Annotated in this window: 21 protein-coding genes and 1 pseudogene; 11 read left to right on the forward strand and 11 right to left on the reverse strand. The window is 68.5% G+C overall.

Features of this window, described 5'->3' with window-relative positions; all coding sequences use genetic code 11:
• Positions 1-94: 94 nt before the first annotated feature.
• Positions 95-652 carry a hypothetical protein gene (locus IEZ09_RS18075; protein ID WP_189254889.1) on the reverse strand — a complete coding sequence of 186 codons (558 nt, stop codon included), beginning with the start codon at positions 650-652 and terminating at the stop codon, positions 95-97.
• A 25-nt stretch (positions 653-677) separates the two neighbouring features.
• Between IEZ09_RS18075 and IEZ09_RS18080 the strand changes: the two genes are divergently transcribed.
• The 6 genes from IEZ09_RS18080 (at position 678) to IEZ09_RS18105 (ending at position 6221) form a co-directional block, all read left to right on the forward strand.
• Positions 678-1343, forward strand: a complete 666-nt coding sequence (locus IEZ09_RS18080) for a response regulator transcription factor (RefSeq protein ID WP_189254890.1) — start codon at positions 678-680, stop codon at positions 1341-1343.
• Positions 1340-2623 (forward strand): sensor histidine kinase, encoded by a 1284-nt coding sequence (locus IEZ09_RS18085; protein ID WP_189254891.1) that lies wholly within the window; start codon positions 1340-1342, stop codon positions 2621-2623. Before IEZ09_RS18080 ends, IEZ09_RS18085 begins: the two co-directional genes overlap by 4 nt.
• 421 nt (positions 2624-3044) lie before the next feature.
• On the forward strand, positions 3045-3668 hold the full coding sequence (locus IEZ09_RS18090; RefSeq protein WP_189254892.1) for a DUF4360 domain-containing protein: 624 nt from the start codon (positions 3045-3047) through the stop codon (positions 3666-3668).
• Between the two features lie 200 nt (positions 3669-3868).
• On the forward strand, positions 3869-4381 hold the full coding sequence (locus tag IEZ09_RS18095) for an ATP-binding protein (RefSeq protein WP_301325422.1): 513 nt from the start codon (positions 3869-3871) through the stop codon (positions 4379-4381).
• Between the two features lie 392 nt (positions 4382-4773).
• A complete protein-coding gene (locus tag IEZ09_RS18100; RefSeq protein WP_189254893.1) occupies positions 4774-5403 on the forward strand; it encodes a DUF4360 domain-containing protein in 630 nt (209 codons plus the stop codon).
• A 155-nt stretch (positions 5404-5558) separates the two neighbouring features.
• Positions 5559-6221: an HAD family hydrolase gene (locus tag IEZ09_RS18105; RefSeq protein WP_189254894.1), complete on the forward strand. Its 663-nt coding sequence runs from the start codon at positions 5559-5561 to the stop codon at positions 6219-6221.
• Here IEZ09_RS18105 and IEZ09_RS18110 read toward each other — a convergent pair.
• The 4 genes from IEZ09_RS18110 to IEZ09_RS18130 all read right to left on the reverse strand — a co-directional run bounded on the left by IEZ09_RS18110 (position 6180) and on the right by IEZ09_RS18130 (position 9892).
• Complete coding sequence (locus tag IEZ09_RS18110) at positions 6180-7007, reverse strand: extensin family protein (RefSeq protein ID WP_189254895.1); 828 nt, start codon at positions 7005-7007, stop codon at positions 6180-6182. The two genes, IEZ09_RS18105 and IEZ09_RS18110, sit on opposite strands and share 42 nt — an antisense overlap.
• A 129-nt stretch (positions 7008-7136) precedes the next feature.
• A complete protein-coding gene (locus tag IEZ09_RS46505; protein WP_229812673.1) occupies positions 7137-8039 on the reverse strand; it encodes an SRPBCC family protein in 903 nt (300 codons plus the stop codon).
• Positions 8040-8074: 35 nt separating this feature from the next.
• Positions 8075-8581, reverse strand: a complete 507-nt coding sequence (locus tag IEZ09_RS18125) for a winged helix-turn-helix domain-containing protein (protein ID WP_189254896.1) — start codon at positions 8579-8581, stop codon at positions 8075-8077.
• Between the two features lie 48 nt (positions 8582-8629).
• Positions 8630-9892, reverse strand: coding sequence for an NAD(P)/FAD-dependent oxidoreductase (locus IEZ09_RS18130; RefSeq protein ID WP_189254897.1), 1263 nt, complete (start codon positions 9890-9892; stop codon positions 8630-8632).
• 42 nt (positions 9893-9934) lie between these two features.
• Here IEZ09_RS18130 and IEZ09_RS18135 point away from each other — a divergent pair, with 42 nt between their 5' ends.
• Together IEZ09_RS18135 and IEZ09_RS18140 are read left to right on the forward strand one after the other, a co-directional pair.
• The gene (locus IEZ09_RS18135) at positions 9935-11416 is read left to right on the forward strand and encodes an FAD-dependent oxidoreductase (protein WP_189254898.1); all 1482 of its coding nucleotides are present in this window, start codon (positions 9935-9937) and stop codon (positions 11414-11416) included.
• A gap of 32 nt (positions 11417-11448) precedes the next feature.
• On the forward strand, positions 11449-11919 hold the full coding sequence (locus IEZ09_RS18140) for an alpha/beta hydrolase (protein ID WP_308202406.1): 471 nt from the start codon (positions 11449-11451) through the stop codon (positions 11917-11919).
• On the opposite strand, the gene IEZ09_RS18145 is transcribed toward IEZ09_RS18140, so the two are convergent.
• On the reverse strand, positions 11909-12259 hold the full coding sequence (locus tag IEZ09_RS18145) for a VOC family protein (RefSeq protein WP_189254899.1): 351 nt from the start codon (positions 12257-12259) through the stop codon (positions 11909-11911). The genes IEZ09_RS18140 and IEZ09_RS18145 overlap by 11 nt on opposite strands.
• 107 nt (positions 12260-12366) lie before the next feature.
• Between IEZ09_RS18145 and IEZ09_RS18150 the strand changes: the two are divergent.
• Positions 12367-13500, forward strand: a pseudogene (locus tag IEZ09_RS18150) (IS1634 family transposase); the annotation flags it as partial.
• 246 nt (positions 13501-13746) lie between these two features.
• Here the strand turns inward: IEZ09_RS18150 and IEZ09_RS18155 are convergent.
• Together IEZ09_RS18155 and paaZ are read right to left on the reverse strand one after the other, a co-directional pair.
• Positions 13747-14952, reverse strand: a complete 1206-nt coding sequence (locus IEZ09_RS18155; protein ID WP_189254901.1) for an HNH endonuclease signature motif containing protein — start codon at positions 14950-14952, stop codon at positions 13747-13749.
• 237 nt (positions 14953-15189) lie between these two features.
• Positions 15190-17211, reverse strand: a complete 2022-nt coding sequence (gene paaZ, locus IEZ09_RS18160; RefSeq protein ID WP_189254902.1) for a phenylacetic acid degradation bifunctional protein PaaZ — start codon at positions 17209-17211, stop codon at positions 15190-15192.
• Positions 17212-17292: 81 nt separating this feature from the next.
• Between paaZ and IEZ09_RS18165 the strand changes: the two genes are divergently transcribed.
• Both IEZ09_RS18165 and IEZ09_RS18170 read left to right on the forward strand, forming a co-directional pair.
• The gene (locus tag IEZ09_RS18165) at positions 17293-18021 is read left to right on the forward strand and encodes a glycosyltransferase family protein (RefSeq protein WP_189254903.1); all 729 of its coding nucleotides are present in this window, start codon (positions 17293-17295) and stop codon (positions 18019-18021) included.
• A gap of 29 nt (positions 18022-18050) precedes the next feature.
• Positions 18051-18914: an AraC family transcriptional regulator gene (locus tag IEZ09_RS18170; RefSeq protein WP_189254904.1), complete on the forward strand. Its 864-nt coding sequence runs from the start codon at positions 18051-18053 to the stop codon at positions 18912-18914.
• Here the strand turns inward: IEZ09_RS18170 and IEZ09_RS18175 are convergent.
• Genes IEZ09_RS18175 through IEZ09_RS18185 form a run of 3 tightly spaced genes read right to left on the reverse strand, consistent with a single transcriptional unit; the run spans position 18892 to position 22575 of the window.
• Entirely contained in the window at positions 18892-20073 is a 1182-nt protein-coding gene (locus IEZ09_RS18175) for a hypothetical protein (protein WP_189254905.1), read from the reverse strand. The genes IEZ09_RS18170 and IEZ09_RS18175 overlap by 23 nt on opposite strands.
• Positions 20074-20076: 3 nt before the next feature.
• On the reverse strand, positions 20077-20892 hold the full coding sequence (locus IEZ09_RS18180; RefSeq protein WP_189254906.1) for an SDR family NAD(P)-dependent oxidoreductase: 816 nt from the start codon (positions 20890-20892) through the stop codon (positions 20077-20079).
• Between the two features lie 30 nt (positions 20893-20922).
• Complete coding sequence (locus IEZ09_RS18185; protein WP_189254907.1) at positions 20923-22575, reverse strand: AMP-binding protein; 1653 nt, start codon at positions 22573-22575, stop codon at positions 20923-20925.
• Positions 22576-22669: the final 94 nt, after the last annotated feature.

The following is a 22669-nucleotide window of genomic DNA, read 5'->3' on the forward strand; positions in this document are numbered from 1 at the left end:
GCCCAGACCCTCGCGGCCTAACCTTCACTTAGCCAGTCCAACTTTCGGGGCCCAGTTCACACCTCATGTGGATGAAGGAGCCCTTCATCGAGCACTACTTCTCGATCACGCGGGCCGTGGGGCCGGCGGACCAGGTGGCCTCCAGGCGGGAGAGGCGGCCCTCGGGGGTGCGGAAGTTCACGACCAGCGGGCCGCCGGGCTGTTCGACGGACACCGACCAGCCGTCGGCGGGGGTGGCCGACAGGGCTTCCACGGCCGACGGGCGGTAGCGCACGACCACGTCACCGCCGCGCAGGTGAAACGCGTGGACGTAGGAACCGTCCGACTGCCATTCCCCCTCCTGAGGTTGAGCCGAGGAGGGACGCGCATCCGTACTACTGGGAGGAGCCGCAACGGACGAGCTGACCACAGGAGGCCTGGTGGACGACGAGGGCGTGACAGGCGGCGAGCTGACCGCCGTGGTGGCGGGCACCGGGACGCTGAACGTGACGGTGGGAAGCGGCAGCACACCGGGGCTCGCCGTGGAGCCCGCGGCGTCGACGGCGGCCACCGGAGCGGGTTCCATCGCCGTGCGGATGCCGAACCAGGACAGGCCGATGGCGACGGTGGTCACCAACGCCCAGGCGACCAGGTATCCGACCGACCGTCTCACTGCGACGACCCTCCTGTAGCGGCTCATGGCATCAGTACTGCTGGTCGAGGACGACCCGGTGGTGCGAGCGGCGATCACGCGCGCTCTCACCGGCCAGGGCCACATGGTGCACGGTGTCGCGCTCGCGATCGAGGCTTTGCGCGAAGTCACCGCCAACAACTACGACGTCGTGGTGCTCGACCTCGGGCTGCCCGACCTCGACGGCGGCGACGCGTTGCGGATGATCCGGGGCGTCACGAACACGCCCGTGGTGATCGCGACCGCCCGCGACGACGAGCAGGAGATCATCCGCCTGCTCAACGCCGGTGCGGACGACTACCTCGTCAAACCCTTCTCCAGCGAGCACCTCGGCGCCCGCGTGCAGGCGGTGCTGCGCAGGGCGCGGGAGAGCAAGCAGCTCGTGATCGGCGGCCTCGAGATCGACGTGGAACTGCGGAGGGCCACTGTGGACGGTCGGGAACTCACGTTGACGCACAAGGAGTTCGAGTTGCTCTCGTATCTCGCGGCACGGTCGGGCGAGGTGGTTCCGCGCGCGGAGATCCTCGCGAACCTGTGGCCGTCCACCCGCGACGACCAGACGCTCGACGTCCACCTGTCGTGGTTGCGCCGCAAGCTCGGTGAGCGGGCGGCGCAGCCGCGTTACCTGCACACGGTGCGCGGTGTCGGCGTGCGTCTGGTCGCACCGAGATGAGGCGGTCACTGGTGCTGGTCGCTCTCGCGGCGACCAGCATGGTGGCACTGGCTTTTCTCATCCCGCTCGCCATCGTCACGAAGAAGGCCGCGTACGACAGCGCGCTCAGCGAGGCGGAGAAGCAGGCCAACGCCCTCACGCCGGCACTGCTGATCACGACGAAACCGCAGGAGATCCGCCAGGCGATCAGGAGCACCCGCTACGGCGGCCAGCAGCGGCTCGCCGTGCACATCAGCACACCGGCCCCCAACACCTACGGCACCTCGCACATCACCGCGGCCAACCTGCAGGACGCGCAGAACCTCGCGAAGGCGTCCACGCTCGAACGCCCCGACGGCGTCGCCTACCTGCAGCCGCTCGCCACCAGCGCCAACGGGATCGTGATCGTGGAGGCGTTCGTGCCGCGCGAACAGCTCACCCACGGCGTCATCGGCACGTGGTGGGCGTTGGCGGGCGTCGCCGTCGGGCTCGTCGCCGGCTCGGTGCTCGTGGCCGACCGGCTGGGTGCGCGGGCCGTGCGAGCGACCCGCGCACTGGCCGAGGGCGCACGGCGGATGGGCCAGGGCGACCTCTCCGTGCACGTGCCGGTCAAGGGGCCGCCCGAGCTCAAGGAGGTCGGCAAGGCGTTCAACGCGATGGCCGAACGCGTCCGGCACCTGCTCGCCGCCGAACGCGAGGTGGTCGCCGATCTCTCCCACCGCCTCAGAACGCCCCTCACAGCGCTGCTGCTGGACGCGGACACCCTCGGGAGGGGTCCTGGTGCGGATCGGGTCCGCGAGGCCGTCCAGGGGCTTGAGAGAGAGGTCGACGAGATCATCAAGGCGGCCCGGTCCGGTCTGCAGCCCGACAACGCCGGTGTGGACGCGGCGGGCGTCGTGCGCGAACGGCTGGTGTTCTGGTCCGCGCTCGCCGACGACCAGGACCGGCCGTGGACGATCCGCGGCGCCGACCGGCCCGCCCACGTGCCGCTCTCCCGCACCGACCTCACCGCCGCGCTGGACGCGTTGCTGGGCAACGTCTTCCGCTACACGCCGGAGGGCACGCGGTTCGCCGTCACGCTGGTGCACCAGGCCGATCTGGTGGCGCTCGTCGTCGAGGACGCGGGGCCCGGCATCGCGAACGTGGAACACGCGCTGCGGCGCGGCGCCAGCGGCGGTGGGTCCACCGGGCTGGGGCTCGACATCGCCCGCCGCGCCGCGGAAAGCACGGGTGGCTCTCTCCACGTCGACCGCGGGCCGCTGGGTGGGGCACGCGTGCAAATGAGGCTCCGGAGGCGCTAGGGCCCTGGTGAGGGCCGGGAAAGAACACCGCCGGCGGTGCGGACCGTGGGACGGGTCCGACACCGCCGGCGGGCACCGGCCGGCTGCGCTGCACCGCTGCCGCACCACCGAGTTCCGAGCAGGAGGGTGGAACCCGATGAGCAGTGCGCGCACGCCTTCCCACACCGGTGTTACGAGGTGGATCTGCCGGGGCTCTCGGCGCCAGGTGTGGGGACCGGCGTATTCAACGTGGTCTGTGTGATCGTTTTTGCGATCTGACACGAAGTTAGCCGACGGCCCGCCGTCGCCAATCCACCGTTCAGACGATTAATCCGTTTTAAATATATTTAAGTTCGCCCGGTCGGCTGTCCACGCCTTAAGTCTATTTAAGATAACGTCCTCGTCACGCCGCCATCCCATCCCCCGAAATGAAAGGCGCCTCATGCTCAGTGTGATGGCAGCTACGAGTTTGGCACTGTCGCTCCTCGTCGCCCCCGAGGCGCCGAGCACCGCCGATGTCGTTCCCCCCGGCAAAATCACCGTCGACGTCGTCACGGTCAACGGTTCCGGCTGCCCCGCCGGAACAGCGGCGGTCGCGGTGGCGGACGACAACACGGCATTCACGGTCACGTACAGCGACTACACCGCGCAGGCCGGTTCCGGATCCGCCCCGACCGACTTCAGGAAGAACTGCCAGCTGAACCTGCGCGTGCACTACCCGCAGGGCTTCACGTACGGGATCGCGAAGGCCGACTACCGCGGGTTCGCGCACTTACCCAGAGGCGCGAAGGGCATGCAACGCGCCAGCTACTACTTCTCCGGCTCGTCGTCGACGGGCATGAGCACGCACAACATCCCCGGCCCCAAGACCGACAACTGGCAGTTCACCGACACCACCGACATCGCGGAGATCGTCTTCGCGCCGTGCGGCATGGTGCGCAACCTCAACGTGAACACGGAGGTCCGCGTGTCCACGAACACCGCGAAGGAGCCGGCGTTCGTGTCGATGGACTCGACGGACGGCAGCGTCAACACCCGCTACCAGTTCGCCTGGAAGCGATGCTGACCGAACTTGATCACCAAGCGCTCCCGGCGCTCTACACACAGTGAGCGCCGGGGCGTATCCTCGTGACCCGGTCGTGACTTTTGACGGGTGAGTCAACCAGGGCATTGCTTCCCGCGTATACCCATGTAGATTCCCGCTCACCGCGACGGCCATTCGGGTGACTGTCGTTGGCTCGCGCGCCGCACGCGAACGGAGGCTGCATGCAGGTGAACGCCCAGACCGCACAGGTTGACGACCTGACACTCATCGCGTTGCCCACCGCGGTGAACTGCGCGGATCTGTTCGTGCGCTTCACACTCGGCGAGTGGCGGCTGCGCAACATGATCGACGACTGCTCCGCGGTGGCTTGCGCCCTGGTCGAGGCGGCCATCGAGTCGGCTGACCCCAAGACCTCGCGGCTCATCACCCTGCGGTTGCGGTTGAGCGGCGACTACCTGGTCGTCGAGCTCGAGGCGGCCCGGTTCACGATGCCGCCCACCTCTCCCGACCTCCGCACCGGCGAGCTGCAGCTCGGTGGCGGCGTGAAGCTGATCTGGTGCGAGCTCCCGCTGCCGACCGGCGTGAACGCCAACGCGGTGCCGCTGCCCCGGCGCGAGCCCCGCCGCTCCCCCGCGGCAGAGGCGCTGGGCGACGAGCCGGACGTCGATCCCGAGCTCATCCAGCGGATTCTCTTCGGACTCGGCGGCTCGATGGGCGGCGGTCCGCAGCGCTAGGGACTCGGGTAAACCGGTCCAGCTCCGATTTCACCCACAAGGGCGCGTCCGACGGTGGACGCGCCCTTGCCGGTTCCACGGGTTCACGGGTGTGGACACTTCACGAATTGAGTTCCGCATCTCAGACTGCGGTTGCTCCGTTCGAGCCGTGTTACATTCGCCACCCCGCGAGGACCATCACGTTCCCGAATAGCGTCCTTCCGGTACGGATGGCAATTAACCGACGACGGCTTCGGCTTGCCTTTTGATGCGGTAACCGATCGACCGCAATAAGTGACAAATGGTCGATGCGCCAATGTTGCTCTGGTTGGCGGAACGTTCGTTAACACCCTTTCCGATACGGTCTCGTATCACGCCGCCCGACATGTCCTGCACATTCGGAAAGGTGTCCCATGATTAGCACGTTGGCTGCGGCCGCTCTGGCTCTGTCCACCATCGTCATTCCCCCGGTCGCGGATCCGCCCCCGACGGGCCAGATCACCATCGACGTCGTCACGGTCAACGGCTCCGGGTGCCGCATCGGCACGGCCGCCGTCGCCGTCTCGCCCGACAACAAGGCTTTCACGGTCACCTACAGCGACTACATGGCCCAGGTCGGCCCTGAGGCGCGGCCGACGGATTTCCGCAAGAACTGCCAGCTGAACCTCAGGGTCAACGTACCGGGCGGATTCACCTACGGAATCGCGCAGGCCGACTACAGAGGCTTCGCCCACCTGGAGCGGGGAGCGAAGGGGACGCAGAAGGCGAGCTACTACTTCCAGGGAATGTCGGACAACGACCAGCGTTCGAAGACCTGGAACGGCGCGATGAGCGACGACTGGCAGGTGACGCACAAGACCGACGTCGCCTCCATCGTCTACCACCCGTGCGGCGCCAAGCGGAACTTCAACATCAACACCGAGCTGCGCGTGGACAAGGGCTCGTCCGACCCGAAGAAGACCAGCTTCATGGCGATGGACTCGACGGACGGTTCCATCGAGACGGTGTACCACTTCGCGTGGAAGAAGTGCCCGAAGCCGTGACCGGATAACCGCACAGCCAGGCCGCCGGGCCCCTCGGTCTCCTCCCACCAAACGAGACCGAGGGGCCTTCTGTTGTTTGTGCTCGCCGGAGAACCTCGGCTAGCCTTTCCGGCACGGATTGTAAACGTTTACAAAGCTGTGGAACCGGAGCTGTCGTGACGATTGACACCGTGGTTTTCGACCTGGACGGAACTTTGGTCGACACGGTCCCGGGAATCACACACGCCCTGAACATCGCTCTGCGCTCGTACGTGCTGACCGAGTTCACCGACGACGAGACGCGGCAATACGTCGGCTTGGGCGGCGATGCTCTCGTACGCGCGGCATTGGAGAAGTCCGAGGCGTCACCGGACCTGGCCGGCGAGGTCCAGGAAGCGTACCTGCGGGCGTACGCGGCGAATCCCGGCCATCTCGCGGTGGTGTACCCCGGCGCTGCCGAGTTGCTGAAACGTCTGCGCGCTCGCGGTATCAGGCTTGCGTTGTGCACCAACAAGTCCGGCCGCATCACCGGCGGGATGCTGCGCGCGCTGGGACTGGGCGAGGCGTTCGACGCGGTGGTGAGCGGTGACGAACTCCCCTACCGCAAACCGGATCCGCGCCACCTGCTGGAAGCGGTCCGCCGCGCGGGCGGCACGGCGGCGCTGATGCTCGGTGACAGCACCAGCGACGTCCGTGCCGCCCGCGCGGCGGGCGCTCCCGTCGTCTGCGTGTCGTTCGGTTACGGAACCGCGGGCCTGGAGCCGGATTCCTGGATCGACAGCTTCGACGACTTCGACTCAGATGTTCTGGTTCGCGAAGCCCTTGGTCGCGATCTTTGACAGCATCGCCTGCCACACCGACGAGCTGGTGTGCGGGTCGCCGGTGACGCCGAGCGCCGACTTGAGGCCGTTGAACGCGTTCTGCGTGTTCGTGCCCCAGATGCCGTCGATCACCAGGCCGGAGCCGCGGAAGTTGTTGCACACGGCCTGAACGAACTTGGTGTCGGACTCGGAGTCCTTGAGCACGCGGACCGGCAGGCCGCCGAAGTCGGAGTGGATGTGGTCCGCGTGGTCGGCGTTGTACCAGCCGTCGAGCACGTAGCGGAACCGGCGGCGGCACACGGCCTCGGTCGCGAGGTAGCGCTTGCGGATCGCGGCGTTGGTCGACGCGTGGTGCTTGTCGAGCGGCGAGATGGTGTTGCCGCCGGACCAGCGGACGTGGTCGAGGTCCATCGCGGTGCCCGCGCCGTGCTGACCCGGCTTGTCGACGTAGAAACCGGCCGAGACGATGTAGCTGATCGAGCCGTAGCTCGACGAGAGCGAGCGCAGGTCCCGGATCCAGGCCACGAGCGCGTTGTAGAACGCGTCGGTGCACTGCCAGTTGCGCAGGGTGGTGTTGCCCCGGTTGGAACGCCAGTAGTACACCGGCGTGCCGTCGATCTTCTGGAACGTCATCATCGCCAGCGCGCCGGCCTCGGAGGCCCGCAGCTCCGCCTCGGTGTGCTGGTCCGCGATCTTCGGGTCGGCGCTCGCGAGCCCCGGCGCGATGGTGGACAGGCCGGCGAGACCGGCGACGGCCGCCGCGCCCGTGACGAAGCCGCGCCTGGTGACGTTGTTTTCGAACACCCCAGTTCTCCCTCTGTGTCCTAGCCGGTGCGGACAGGAGGAAGGCCTGTCTCACGAACCGGCGCGAGGGAGTCTAGGGATCACCCCCGATCCGGGGAATGTATCCTGACCTGCGGTTTTCCTCTTCCTTTACCGCACGTCGCCCAGGACGCGGATCAAGCTCTTCTCGGTGTCGTTGCCGAGTTTCTCCAGCGCCAGCTTCGCCACCGGAGCCCCGAGCTTCGCCAGACCGGTGAACTCGAGGTGCGCGTGGTAGGCGATTCTGGTCGTGCCGGGAGCCGGTCCCGCGGTGATCGAGATGTCGTCGGTCGCGGTGGCGGTGTCGTTGCGCCCGACGAACTGCAGCCCCTGCGGATCGTCACGAGTCAGCTCGTAGACCAGCTCGGTCTTGCGGCCGAGGAACGTCGAGACGTTGCGCCAGCGCGAGCCGACCTCGACCGGGCCCTCGTCGAGGCGCGTGCAGGTCACGGTGCCCGGATCCCACTGCTCGGTGCGGGAGAAGTCGCGCAGGTACTCGACGACGCCCTCCGGCGAGGACGCCACGGTGAAGGTGCGTTCGACGTCGACACCCGACGTGTTCGGCGCGTTGAACGCACCGGGCGCGATGCGCAGGCGGTGCTGGTCGACGAGATCGGCCTGGCTCTCCGCCCGGCGCACCAGCCGGTCGAAGCGGTCGGCGTCGGCACCGGGCAACGTCCGCAGGGTGCGCCACATCGCGGCCTTGCCCTCGATGCCCATGCGCAACGTCTCCAGTTCGAGGACGTCGCTGAGCGGGGAACGGCCCAGCAGCCGTCCGTTGAGCTTCAGCCTGCCCGCCTTCTCGGTCAGCCAGCCGATCGCGGCCTTGTGCGGTCGCGGCTCGACGCCGAACGACCGCATCACGTCGAGCAGCTCGCGCCGGTCCGATTCCACGTCGTCGGCCAGCACGCGCAGTTCGGGATGCGTGCGGCAGATGCGGCGGGCGAGCTCGGTGCCCGCCATCGTCCCGGCCAGGTGGTCGTTGAGGTAGATGCCCAGCAGCTCCTTGTTCACGCCGCCCGGTTACCCGTGGGGCTGTCATAGGCAACCTATGGGCCGGCCGGGCCCAGCTGATATCCCTGGTTCCACAGGGTTTTGATCACCAGGCCGAGCGGGGCGATCCGGCGCCGCAGCCGCATGATGTGCAGGTGCAGCGCGTTGCTCGTGTCGCCGTCCTTCGTGGGCAGGCAGCGCAGCAGATCCTCGCGCGAGGTCAAGGAACGGAAATGCTTCAGCAGTTCGGCGACCAGCGCGCGCTCGGTCGGTGAGAGCACCACGGAACGCGTGCGGAAACGCAGGATGCCGGACGCGTCCAGCTCCGGCACCGCGTAACGCGCCGCGCGGGCCCGCAGCATCGCGATGCGCACGGCGAGGTCCTGCTGCGGCACCGGCGCGCGGACCCAGTCCTCCCGCATGTCCGTGAGGACGGGCGCCGGCACGTTCTTCTCCAGCACGAGCAGGCACAACGTCCCGCTGCGCTGGCACGCCTCCCGTGCCGCCGCGTCCACCGGCCACCGCACGACCTCGACGGGCAGTTGGTTCACCACGTTCGACATACGTCCACTTCCCCGGCCTTCGGCTGTCGTGGACGCTAGACGTGCGGGTTATTTCCGCTCTATCGCGTGCATGGGCTCCAGGATGATCGGCTGTGCCCGGCGCCCGGTGACGATGTTCCACGCCCACTGCGCCAGCACCGCGACCCGGTTGCGCCAGCCCACCAGGAACGCGATGTGCACGACCGCCCAGGCCACCTTGCCGATGAGGCCCTTGAGCCGCAGCTTCTTGATGTCCGCCACGGCGTCACCAGGCGAAATCGTCGCCATCGTGCCCAGGTCGAGGTACTTGAACGGCTTGCTGGGCCGCCCCTGCAGCCGTGCCCTGATCACGCGGGCGACGTGGTGCCCCTCCTGGATCGCGGGTTCGGCGATGCCGGGGAGGTCGTTGAGGTTGACCATGTCGCCGATCGCGTAGATGTCGTCGGTGACGCTGCAGTCCGAGGGGTTCACCAGGATCCGGCCCTTGCGGTCGAGCTCGGCGCCGGTGGCCTCGGCGAGCTTGCGCGCCAGCGGCGAGGCCTGCACCCCGGCTGCCCAGATGATCGTCCGCGCCTCGACCCGGTCGCCGTCCTTCGTGGTGAGGCCGCTGTCGTCGATCGACTCGACCATGGCGCCGGTCATCACCGTCACGCCGAGACTCTCCAGCTTCTTCCTGGTGTGCTCGCGCAACGGCGCGGAGAACGGCGGCAGCACGTGCGGCACGGCGTCCAGCAGCGTGATCCGGATGTCCCTCGGGTCGATCTCCCGGAACTGGCCCTTCAACGCCCTGCGCGCGAGGTCGGCGAGCTGCCCGGCCAGCTCGACCCCGGTCGGCCCGGCCCCGACGATCGCGAACGACAGCCACTCCTTGGCGTCACCGGCGGCCACCGCGGTCTCGAACGCCCGCAGCATCCGCGAGCGCAGGTCGACGGCCTGTTCGAGGGTCTTCATCGGCGGCGCGACCTCGGCCCACTCGTCGTGACCGAAGTAGCTGTCCCGCGCCCCGGCCGCCACGACCAGCGTGTCGTACCCGACCGTCCGCGACGTCCCGTCCGGCAGGTCGACGTGCACCCTCTTGTTCTGCGGGTCGAACCCCGTCACCTCCCCCAGCAGCACCTTCGCGTTGCGCTGCCTGCGCAGCACCGCCCGGAACGCCGGCGCGATGTCGCCGGCGGGCAGCAACGCGGTCGCCACCTGGTAGAGCAACGGCTGGAAGAGGTGGTGGTTGGTGCGGTCGATCAACGTGACCTCGACGTCCGCGCGTTTGAGCCCGCGCACGACGCCCAGCCCGCCGAACCCACCACCGACAACGACTACCCGGTGCTTACCCATGGTGGTCGCATACCCACTCAGGCGGCAGGGTATCCAGCCGCCATGACGACGACCGCCGACCAGTCACTTTGGCTCTCCGCGCTCTCCGCTTCGCCCCGTCCGCCGTTGACCGGCAAGCACACCTGCGACGTGGCGGTGGTCGGCGGCGGCATCACCGGCCTGACCACCGCACTGCTGCTGAAGCGCTGCGGCCTGAACGTGGTGGTCCTGGAGGCCGACCGGGTGGCCTCCGGCGTCTCCGGCAACAACACCGCCAAGGTGACCGCCCTTCAGTCCACTGTGTACACCCAGATCACCAAGGCCCACGGCGTGTCCGCGGCAGCCGACTACGCCACCGCCTCCCAGCGCGCCGTCACGCAGGTGGCAGATCTCGTGCAGCTGGAGGGCATCGACTGCGACCTGCGCCGCGCCCCCGGCGTGACCTACGCCTACACCGAGTCCGAAGTGCAGTCCGTGGAGGACGAACTCCAAGCCGCGGGCCGCGCCGGCCTCCCCGCGTACGCGAGCACCGACCTCGACCTCCCGTTCGAGGTGCACGCCGCCGTCAAACTCGACGACCAACTCGCCCTGCACCCGGTGAAGTACCTGCAGGGCCTGGCCGCCGCGATCGAAGGCGACGGCAGCAAGGTCTTCGAACACAGCCGCGTGACGAGCGTGAGCGGCAACCGCGTGTACACAGAGGACGGTCAGGTCGACGCCGAACGCATCGTCATCGCCACCCACTACCCCGTGCTGGACCGCGGCTTCTACTTCGCGCGCATGGAAATCACCCGCGCCTACTGCATAGCCGCCCGCCTGACGACCCCGCCACCGACCGCACTGGCGATCAGCACAGGCAGCCCGTCCTGGTCGATCAGCGCCAACGGCGACCACCTGATCGTCGCGGGCCAAAGCCACCCGACCGGCAAGTCCGCGGTGGAACCGTTCCGCAAACTGGAAGACTTCGCCCGCACCCACTGGCCGGTGGCCGAGGTGACCCACCGCTGGTCCGCCCAGGACCCCACGGCCTACGACCACCTGCCGATGATCGGCACCTACACCCCGGGCAACACCACCCTGTACACCGCCACGGGCTACATGAAGTGGGGCCTGACCTCAGGCACGTTCGCCGCCTCCCTGCTGGCCGACCTGGTCACCGACAAGCCCAACGACCTGGCCGACCGCTTCAGCCCCCACCGCCTGTCCCTGAGCTCCCTGCCCACCCTGCTGAAGAAGAACGCCGAGGTGGCCGCCGAGTTCGTGGGCGACCGCGTCCTCCCCGCCGACGCAACGTCCAGCGAGTCCCTGCAACCCGACCACGCCCACGTGATCCGCGACGGCCTGGGCAAAACCGGCGTGTACCGCGACCCGGAGGGCCAGCTGCACGCCGTCTCGCTGCGCTGCACCCACCTGGGCTGCCTGGTCCGCTTCAACGCGGCCGAACGCAGCTGGGACTGCCCGTGCCACGGCTCCCGCTTCGACGTGGACGGCGAGGTGCTGGAAGGTCCCGCCACCCGCCCACTCCCCAAACGCGACCCGCGCTAGGTCGTTGGTGGTCCGGTTGGGTGGTGGGTTGCGTGGGCGATTTACCGAGCCGGGTCATTTCATCGCCGCTTCGCGACGATTGCGATTGGGGCTCCGGATACTCGGCGCAGCAGTCGACCCGGCCGCAGACGGTCGGCTACGGGCTGGTCGACTCGCCGGCCGCCCTCTGCGCCTGGATCGTCGAGAAGTTCTGGTCGTGGACCGACTCCGGTGGCGACCTGCATCGGGTTGTTACCCGGGATGAGCTGCTCGACAACCTGATGCTCTACTGGCTGCCCGGCACCGGTGCCTCATCCGCCCGGCTTTACTGGGAAAGCCTCCGGCAGGTCAACGAATGGATCTCCGGGTCGGCCGGCGCGCCGGTGACCGTACCCACCGGCTGTTCGGTCTTCCCCAAGGAGCTGCAGCGCCCGTCTCGGCGGTGGGCGGAGCGCCGGTTCCCGAACATCCGAGGTCCGGTCATTCTTCCGGCTGGTCCGCCGATGGTCACCCCTACTCGGTAAGCGGCTGACTAAAGATCAACAAGTGCCCATCGGGTGTCCGTACGTTGAAGTCGCGCATCCCGTAGGGCCGGTCAGCCAGTGGCTCGACGATGTCGGCGCCGCGGGCGCGCAGCTCGTCGTGGCAGGAATCGACGTCGTCGACGACAACCGTCACCCTGGCCGGGCCGACGCTGCTTTCGGCGTACAGGTGGAACTCGGCGCTGTCGCGGATCACGGCCGCGTAGCTGGGTGGGGTCTCCCAGGTGAATATGGTGTCGAATCCGAGCACGTCCGTGAAGTACGACCGCGCTGCCTGCACATCTCGGCACGGCAGCACGGGAATCGCCACCCGCATGACCATTCCGTCACCCTACTTGACTTTGGCTCAAGATCGCTGATCTTGGGTAGGGTGCTGGCTGTTGAGCTGCGGTTTCGTCGTGTGAGCACATCGGCTCGGCGCATGACGATGCGGCGTTGGAGGCGCTCAGGGCGGTGGCGAGGCAGCGTCTGGCTGTGGGGCAGCCCGAGCTCGACTTCGGCCCGGACTTCGCGGCGTTGCAGGCCAGCAGTGGTGCTGGTGGTGGGCCGCTTGGGATCACGTCGTCGCGGATGGGGTACCTGTGGGACGCGCTCGGCCACGCCTACCAGCTGTTGGGGTTCGACAGTCTGCGGGTGGTCGAAGAGGCAGGTTTCGACCCGCCGGCGTACGCGACCCTCAAGCGGCGTCTGCCCGCGTTCGCGAAAGAGTCCTGGCGGCAGAAGTTGGCCGCGGCGTGCGCCCGCACCGCTGATCTGGGGCCGGCGTCACTGGTTCTCCACGATGTGTCCACCTTGTACTTCGAGACCGATGCCGGGGACGGGTTCCGTGAGCCCGGGTTCTCCAAAGAACGCCGCCTGGAGCCGCAGATCACGATCGGGCTGCTCACCGACGCAAGCGGGTTTCCGTTGATGGTTAACGCGTTCGAGGGCAACCGGGGCGAGACCACTACGATGCTGCCGACCATCCGTGCGTTCATGGACGCCCACCAGCTGGCTGATGTCACGGTCGTGGCCGACGCTGGCATGATCTCTGCGGCCAACCAGCAGGCCATCGAGGCCGCGGGGTTGTCGTTCATCCTCGGCGCGCGGATACCCGACGTGCCGTACGTGGTGCAGGCGTGGCGCCACGAGCACCCGGATGAGCAGATCCCCGACGGGCACATCTTCACCCAGCCCCCTGGCCTGCCGGCCCCAAGGACCAGCGCCGCGACCAGATCATCTACTACCAGTACCGGGCGGACCGGGCTCGGCGCACCCTGCACGGCATCGACGAACAGGTCGCCAAGGCCGAGCAAGCCGTCGCCGGCAAGACTGCGGTCAAACGCAACCGGTTCATCCAGCTCACAAGTCGTTCCGAATGTCTAAACACGACCTACGTGCGCGGCCGATCTACCACCACAAGCGCGAGTCGATCGACGCGCACCTGACGGCCGTGTTCGCACCACCCGCCGCTACCGCACCATCAACATCCAGGCCGGCGAGCACACCCTCACCGCCGTCGACCCGCTACCCGACGACCTCCGTGATGCCCTCACCCGCATCCACGACCGCGGTGCGCACTAATTTGAGCCAAGTCAGGTCAAGCAGTCGGGTTCCGGAAATTACCGCTTGAACGGCGTGGCACAGGGTGCTGTCCGGCTCGCTTCGCATCGCGGTTTCGAGATACGCCTCGGCTTCGCTTGCTATTTGTCCTTCGGCTTTGCCGATGCCTGGCCGGATTGTGGGCATGGCTGTGCCACGGCCGTGGTGGTGCTGCACGGCCGTGGCGGTCGAGATGGTGAGGGGCCGGTCGCGTCCCCCTGGCCGGGGTCAGGCGGCGGTGTGGAGCTGGTTGCGTCTGGGTCTGCGCCGCGGATCCAGCCAGGCGGGCGCGTAGAAGACCGGCACGCCCTGCTCGATCGTGACGCCCCAGCCGCTGCGGTGGATCAGCGTGTGGTGGTGACGGCACAGCAGTACGCCGTTGTCGACGCGGGTGTCTCCGCCGTCGGCCCAGTGATGGACGTGGTGGGCATCGCAATGCTTGGGCGGCCGACCGCAGCCGGGGAACGCGCAGCCGTGATCACGCGCCACCAGGGCGCGGCGGATCCCGGCGGTGAACAGCCGCGACCGGCGGCCCACATCGAGCGGCTGCGACTTCCCGCCCAGGACGATCGGGATGATGCCCGCGGTGCAAGCGAGCTGACGGACCTGGTCAGCGGGGATACGGTTGCCGTTGTCCAGCACCGCGTGACCCACCTGCTCGGCCAGGTCCTGGTAGGCCATGGTCAGGGTGAGAGTGACCGGTTCGCCACCGTGCTCGGGCAGTTGATCGGCGCGCAGCATCAGGTCGATCAGTTCGGCCAGGGCGTCGCCCTGGCGCTCGTCCCGCGAGCGCGGGTCCGGGCCTTCATCGGTGGTCGACCGGGGCTTGGCCAGCGGGTCCAGCAGCGTGACCAGCTTCGCGCCGGTGACCGCGTCCATCGTTCCCGCGAACTTCCAGTCCCCGGCCTTGTCCTGGCGCAGCGTCAGCCGGTTGCCCGGCGGGGCGGGCTCGGGATCACGGGGTTCGGGGTCGTTCTGGTAAAGCCCGTAGATCAGCCTCGTGCCCAGCGCGCGCACCGAGGCGGGCGCGAATTCGCGGGCGTAGCCCACGACCTGCGCCTCGTAAGTGGAGGGCAGCGACTTCATCACTTCGGCGACCACCGCGACGTGCTCGATCGACAGCGTGCCCTCGGCGGCTGCCTCGGCGGTCACGGGGAGTTCGGGGGCCAGTTCGTTGCCGGTCGGGGTGATCTCGCTGCCGAGCAGGACGGCCTGATCGACCCAGCGTTTCGCGGTCTTGGGGTCCCAGCGGACCGCGTGCTGCAACACCTGCGGCAAAGTCTTGTAGCCGAATTCGGTCGCGGCTCCGCGCCGGTTCAGTTCGGCGATTTTCTGCATGACCGTGTATTCGCGGGCCCGGATTTCCGTCACCTCGTCGACGATGCCGCGCAGCAGCTCGCCGGCGGAGAGGAGGGAAAGGTCGGGGTCGTTCACGTGTTCGACTCTACCGCAAGATCACGAGAATATTACGGTCGAAATGAACACCATCGAGTGAACCGAGAAGCGGTGATTCCCGGAACCTGACCGCCACAAACGCAACCATGCCGATGTGCGCCTCACTAGGCCCAGAAATCAAGCCCCAAAATCGCAATCGTCGCGAAGCGGCGATGAAATGACCGGGCTCGGTGAAGCGCCCACGCAACCACCGAGCCGGACCACCCGAGCGCGCCCTCAGCCCTTGGCCACCAACGTCAACACGTCGTACCGAGCCACCGACTCGCCCTTCTGGTTGACGACATCCGCGTCCCACCGAACCTCGCCGTACTCCTGATCCTCCCGAGGCGTGATCTGCTTGACCGTCAACGTCACGGTCAACGAATCACCGGGGAAGGTCGGCGTCAGGAACCGGAGGTTCTCCAGCCCGTAGTTGGCCAGCACCGGCCCTGGCTCAGGCGAGACGAACAACCCGGCAGCGAACGACACCACGAGATACCCGTGCGCGACCCGCCCGCCGAAGAACGGGTTGGCAGCAGCGGCTTCCTCGTCCATGTGCGCGTAGAACGTGTCGCCGGTGAACTCCGCGAAGTGCTCGATGTCCTCCAGAGTCACCTCACGAGGCCCGGCCACCACGGTGTCGCCCACCCGCAGCTCTGCCAGCGTCTTGCGGAACGGGTGCACGGGCTCCGTGTTCCGCGGGGCCCCGGCGACCCACCGGTTCGTGACAGCGGCCAGCGTGCGAGGAGAACCCTGCACGGCCGTGCGTTGCATGTGGTGCAGCACGCCGCGCATGCCGCCCATCTCCTCGCCACCACCGGCTCGTCCGGGGCCGCCGTGCACCAGCATCGGCAACGGGGACCCGTGGCCGGTGGATTCGCCGGCGTCGTCGCGGTCCAGCACGAGCAACCGCCCGTGCCAAGGCGCCACACCGACAACAACGTCACGCACGAAGGAACTGTCCGCGGACACGATCGACCCGACCAGCGAGCCGGAACCACGAGCCGCCAGGGCGACGGCGTCGTCGACCGACGAGTACGGCATCAGCGTCGACACGGGTCCGAAGGCCTCGACCTCGTGCGGCTGCACGGCGTCAGCGGAAGCGCGCAACAGCATCGGCGACATGAAGGCGCCGCGCTCCGCGTCAGCGTCCACAAGCGACAGAGGGCCGTCGCCGTAGACCACGGAGGCGCTCTCCCGCAACGCCTTGAGCGAGCGGCGGACCTCCTCGCGCTGTTCCAGACCGGCCAGGGCACCCATCTTCACCGACTTGTCGGCGGGGTTGCCGATCACCACGTCGGCGAGGCGGGCGGCCGTGGCCTCGGCCACCGCGTCCATCAGGGAAGCGGGGACCAGTGCGCGGCGGATGGCCGTGCACTTCTGGCCCGCCTTGGTGGTCATCTCCGTCACGAGCTGGTCGACGAACAGGTCGAACTCCGGTGTGCCGGCGACGGCGTCCGGGCCCAGGATCGAGCAGTTCAGCGAGTCCGCCTCGGCGTTGAAGCGCACGGACGACCGGATCACGGCCTGGTGCGTGCGCAGGTGCTGGGCGGTGGAGGCCGAACCCGTGAAGCCCACCAGGTCCTGGGGCGTCAGGTGGTCGAGCAGGTCGCCGGCCGAGCCGCAGACCAGCTGCAGCGAGCCCTCGGGCAGCAGGCCGGAGGCGAGCATCAGCTCGACCAGCTTCTCGGTCACGTAGGCCGTCTGGGACGCCGGCTTGATCAGTGACGGGACGCCGGCGATGAACGCGGGCGCGAACTTCTCCAGAGGGCCCCACATGGGGAAGTTGAAGGCGTTGATCTGCACGGCCACGCCGCGCAGGGGCGTGCAGATGTGCTGGCCGACGAACGTGCCGCCGCGGCCGAGGGGTTCCACGGCGCCGTCCACGAACACGTGGTCGTTCGGCAGTTCGCGCTTGGCCTTGGACGCGTAGCCGAGCAGCACGCCGATGCCGCCGTCGATGTCGATCCACGAGTCGGAGCGGGTCGCGCCCGTGCGTGCGGACAGCGCGTACAGCTCGGCCTTGTGGTCCTTCAGGTACAGGCCGAGGGCCTTCAGCAGCTGCGCGCGCTGGTGGAACGTGAGCTCGCGCAGCGCGGGCCCGCCGACCGAACGCCCGTGGTCGAGCGCTGCGGCCATGTCGATGCCCGCGGACGAGATCCTGGCGATCTCCTCCCCCGTCACGGCGTCGTGCAACGGCGTGCCCTCGGCGTCCGGCGTGTGCCACCGACCCGACACGTAACTGCGCAGCAAGCTCATCGAGCCAACCCTTCTCACGCTGGGCCGGCGGGTCCGCGCCGACCTCGTTCCCGCACCGTAGCAGTGGATAGGGTGATCACCATGAAGCTCGGTGCCGCCATCCCGGTCCTCAACGAGTGGCGGTTCCTGCCCGCTGTCACCGGGCAGTTGCTCAAGGTCGTCGACCGGGTCGTGCTGCTGCGCGGCACCCGTGCGCAGTCCGGCGCGCCGACGACGCTCACGCCCGTTCCTCCGCTCGGCCCGCGCGTCGAGGTGATCGAGGCGGAGTGGCAGAGCGAGCAGGACACGCGCAACGCCGGGCTGGACGCGCTGGACGACTGCGACTGGGCGCTGTGCCTCGACTCCGACGAGATCCTGCTGGACGACGACCTGCGCGAACTGACAGCGCTCTGCGGGTCCGGCGAGCACGCGGTGATCAGGGCCAGGCTGCTGACGTACTGGAAGACGATCGAGCACCGCGTCGAGCCGCCGGAGAGGCTGACCGCCCCGATCGCGATCCGCAAGGGCGTCCGCTTCTCGGGCACGCGTCACCCGGACGCCGAGGCCCACCTCTCGGACATCTGGCTGCGGCACCTGTCCTACGTGCGGACCGATGCCGAGCTGCGGGAGAAGCTGCGGTTGTTCGGGCACGCCCACCAAATCGTCCCCGACTGGTACGAGAAGGTGTGGCTGGGCTGGGACGCCGACCACGACCTGCGCGACCTGCACCCGACCCTGCCGCCCGCGTACGGCCGGATCGTGCACGAGCCCGACGCCGAGCTGCGCCGAGTCCTGACCGAGCACGGCGTCGACCTCGAGGGACTTGCCTGATCGTCCCACCGCCGGGAGCATCGCGAAGCGTGGACGAACTGCGCGCGTTGCTCGCCAAGCACGCCAGGCCGGACCTGACCACGGCAATCGAGGACGTGCTGGTCTCCAGGACGACCAGGAGCAGCCCGCCCACGCCGTCGATGACCGGCACGATCCTCGCGTTCGTCGCGCAGGGCCGCAAACGCATCGCGTTGGGCGACCGCATCTACGACTACCGGGCCGGCCAGTACCTGGTGGCCTCGATCGACATGCCGATCACCGGCAACTACGTCGACATCAGCCCGGAAGAACCCGCGCTCGGCATCGGCCTGGTCCTGCGCCCGGAGAAGGTCGCCGAACTGCTGCTGCGCCACGACCTGCCGAAGACCGGAGGCACTCCTGAAGGCCTGGCCGTCAGCGACGCCACCCCGGAGCTGATCGACGCCGTCACCAGGCTCGCGAGGCTCCTCGACCACCCGCGGGACGCGAAAGCGCTCGCCCCGCTGATCAAGGAGGAGATCCTCTGGCGGGTCATGACCTCGGAACAAGGAGCCGTCGTCCGCCAGCTCGGCACCCAGGACAGCAGCCTCAGCCACATCGCCAGAGCGGTGAAATGGATCCGCGAGAACTACGCCGAGTCGTTCAAGGTCGAGAACGTCGCGCGCATCGCGGGCATGAGCGAGTCGGCCTTCTACCGCAACTTCCAGGCCGTCACGGCGATGAGCCCCATCCAGTTCCAGAAGCAGATCCGGCTGCAGGAGGCACGGCTGCTGCTCGCCACCACCAGGGACGTGACGGGCGTCAGCCACCGCGTCGGCTACGACAGCCCGTCGCAGTTCAGCCGCGAGTACCGGCGCCGGTTCGGGGCGCCGCCCAGCCGCGACACCGCGCTCAGCCCCCAGCCCGCTCTCTGACCGCCAGGTACACCGCGCGGACCTCCAGCGTCCGTTCGACCTTCTCGAGCACGGGCGCGAAGAACCGCTGCCGGTGCTCGGCGTCGCTCATCGAGATCACCGAGAAGTACATGCTGCCGAACGCCGCGAACAGCGTGGCGTTGCGCAACATCGCCGACGGCACACCGGGAATGATCGACGGGGTCACCGAGCCACCGATCCACTGCGCGGCGATGTCCGGCGTGACCACGATCAACCCGAGCACGACGAAGAACGAGAACAGCGCGAGCCCGACCACCGCGGCCTGCACGAGCTGCCGGATCGCGAGCATGATCAGCAGGTTGCGCAGCTGCCGTCCGTTCAACCGCTTGGGCGGCAACGGTTCCGCGATCTCGACCCCGGAGAGCGGCGTGCCCTGGCACGCGACGGCCAGCACCTCCGGCCGCAGGTCCTGTTCGACCCTGCCGATCTCGTCCCGCAACCGCGCGGCCGCGGCCAGCACCGTGACGGCCGCGAACAGCAGCACGATCAACGAGACGCGCGGCCACCTCAGCTGGTTCATCGCCTGCCACAGCTCGCCGGTGAAGAACAGGAACAGCGTCACGAACAGCATCGGCGGCAACGCCCGGCCGAGCAGGTGCACGCTGTTGCGCAGGTCGGCGATCACGTGCCGGATGGCGGCCTTCAGCAACGATCCCAGCCCGTAGGTGGTGGCCAGCATCGTCGCCACGAACGCCACCCCGAAGAAGGCGATGAACCACAGCGCGTTGACCCACAGCTCCGCTTTGGGATTCTCGGCTCCCGGCGTGATGATCTCGTCGTTGACCACGTACTGCAGTGTCGGCACGATCACCGGCATCGCCGAATACACGACCAACAGCACGACGGTCGTCTGCCGGGAGAAGCTCGGCAGTCGCCGCACGAACAGCGAGAGGAAGATCCACGCGGACACCATCACCGCGACGATCAGGCCGAGCAGCACCCACTTCGACAGCCCGGTGGAGCGCAGCAGCACCAGCCACGCGAGGCTGCCGACCGCCACGAACGTCAGCGCGGGCAGCATCCGGGGCAGGACGTGCGACCGGAAGCCGTAGCCCTCGATCATCGTCGGCGCGCCCTGCCGCACGAACCACTGCTCAGTGCGTCGCACCACCGCGGAGGAAACCACGGCGGAGATCATGCCTCACCGTTCGAACAGGCGCGCCATCACGCTGAAGTAGTGGGTCGGGGCGATGCGGGCGAGCGCGTCGAACACGTACGCGTCCGGCCCGACCAGGATCCGCGCCTTGCCGGCCTCGACACCGCGGTGGATGATCTCGGCGGCCTTGTCCGGCGTGGTCAGCGCGATCTTGTCGAAGTCCGCCGCCATCTGTTCCAGCGACCGGCCCTTGCCGTCGGGATCGCTGTGGATGCGGGCGTTGCGGATGATGTTGGTCTTGATGCCGCCGGGGTGCACGGTGACCGCGGACACGCCCGTGCCGCGCAGTTCCTGGCGCAACGAGTCGGTGAACCCGCGGACGGCGAACTTCGCGGCGCAGTAGGCGCTGTTCTTCGGCATTCCCAGCAGCCCGTACACGCTGGAGGTGTTCACGATGACGCCGTAGTTGCGCTCGAGCAGCAACGGCAGGAACGCCCTCGTGCCGTTCACGACACCCCAGTAGTTGATGTCGAACAGCCAGGAGTCGTCCTCCGGCACCGAGTTCAGCACCGTCGTGGACGTGGCGACGCCCGCGTTGTTGAACACCGCCGCGATCGGCAGGTCGAGCCAGTCGCGGACCTCCCCGGCGAACCGGTGCACGTCGTCGGCGTCCCGCACGTCGAGCACACGGCTCAGCACCGGGCCGTGCAGCGACTTGGCGGTCTCCTCCAGCCCAGCTTCGTTCACGTCGGCGATGACCACCGGTGAGCCGTGCCGGGACAGCCGTTGCGCGAGGCTGCGGCCAATTCCCGAGGCGGCTCCGGTGATCACCGCCGGACGACCCGCGATCTTTCGCACCATGTGACCAGTAGATCACCCTGGGCAAGCGGCCTACCGGCGCAGCTCGGGGAACTCCTCGTCGCGCCACTCGCCACCGCGCGCACCGGCCTCCTCACGGGTGCGCAGGTCGACGCGGCGGATCTTGCCGGACACGGTCTTGGGCAGCTCGGCGAACTCCAGCCGCCGGATCCGCTGGTAGGGAGCCAGGTTCTCGCGGGCGTGCCGCAGGATCGCGAGCGCGGTGTCACGACTGGGCTCCCAGCCCGCGCTCAGCGCCACGTACGCCTTGGGCACGGCGAGCCGCACCGGGTCCGGCGCCGGAACGACCGCGGCCTCCGTCACCGCCGGGTGCTCGATCAGCACGCTCTCCAGCTCGAACGGCGAGATCTTGTAGTCCGACGCCTTGAACACGTCGTCCGTCCGTCCTATGTAGAACAGGTAGCCGTCCTCATCACGCGATGCGATGTCACCGGTGTGGTAGTAACCGCCGGCCATCGCCTCGGCGTTGCGCTCCTCGTCGCCGTGGTAGCCGACCATCAGCGACATCGGCCGTTGCGCGAGGTCGATGCAGATCTCGCCCTCTTCCGCCGGTTCGCCGGTGATCGGGTCGACGAGCACGACCGGGACGCCCTGCAACGGCGTTCCCATCGAGCCGGGCTTCACCGGTGCGCCGGGAACGTTGCCCACCGACAGCGTGGTCTCGGTCTGGCCGAAGCCGTCCCGCAGCGTGAGGCCCCACTGCTTCTGGACCTGTTCGATCACCTCGGGGTTGAGCGGCTCACCGGCGGCCACGACCTCCCGCAGCGCCCCCGGCCCGCCGCTCAGGTCGGCCTTGATCAGCATCCGCCACACGGTCGGCGGCGCGCAGAACGTGGTGACGCCCTTGGCGCGGATCTGGCCCAGCAACGCGGCGGCGTCGAACCGCGTGTAGTTGTAGACGAAGATCGTCGCTTCGGCGATCCACGGCGCGAAGAAACAGCTCCAGGCGTGCTTGGCCCAGCCGGGCGAGCTGATGTTGAGGTGCACGTCGCCCGGCCTGATGCCGATCCAGCGCATGGTCGTGAGGTGGCCGACCGGGTACGACGTCTGGGTGTGCTCGACGAGCTTGGGACGGCTGGTCGTGCCGGAGGTGAAGTACAGCAGCAGCCGGTCGTCCGCCCTCGTCTTCGGGTGCGGCACCGGGTTGTCCGGCGCCTCGCCGGTCTCGGCGTAGTCCAGCCAGCCCGCCTCGGCGCCGCCGACCGCGATGAGGACCGGACCGTCCTCGAACTTGTCGGCGTCGGCGGCGCGCGCGATGACGTGCCGGACGTTGCCGCGCTTGAGCCGGTCCGCGAGGTCGGCTGGTCCCAGTGCCGTGGTGGTCGGCATGATCACCGCGCCGAGCTTCATCACCGCGAGCATCGACTCCCAGAGCTCGACCTGGTTGCCGAGCATGATCATCACGCTGTCGCCCTTGCCGACGCCGTGCCACGCGAGCCACCGCGCGACGCGGTTCGACCGGCGGCGCATCTCGTCGAACGTGTAGGCGCGCTCGGACCCGTCCTCCTCGACGATGTGCAACGCCGTCGCGGTGTTGCCCTCGGCGATGAGGTCGAACCAGTCGTGCGCCCAGTTGAAGCTGCTGCCGAAGCTCGGCCAGCGGAACGACGCGGGGTCGGCGAGCATCAGGTCGCGGGCCGCGCGGTAGGTGTCGTGACTGGACATTCCCAGAGGGTGAGGAGACCCCAGGTCATCGGTATACCCCCGTACGGGGGTGCACCCCTTTTCGAGGGTGCGCCCGTCAGCGACACTGCGGGAC

It is taken from the genome of Lentzea flava (assembly GCF_014648475.1).
GTDB lineage: Bacteria > Actinomycetota > Actinomycetes > Mycobacteriales > Pseudonocardiaceae > Lentzea > Lentzea flava.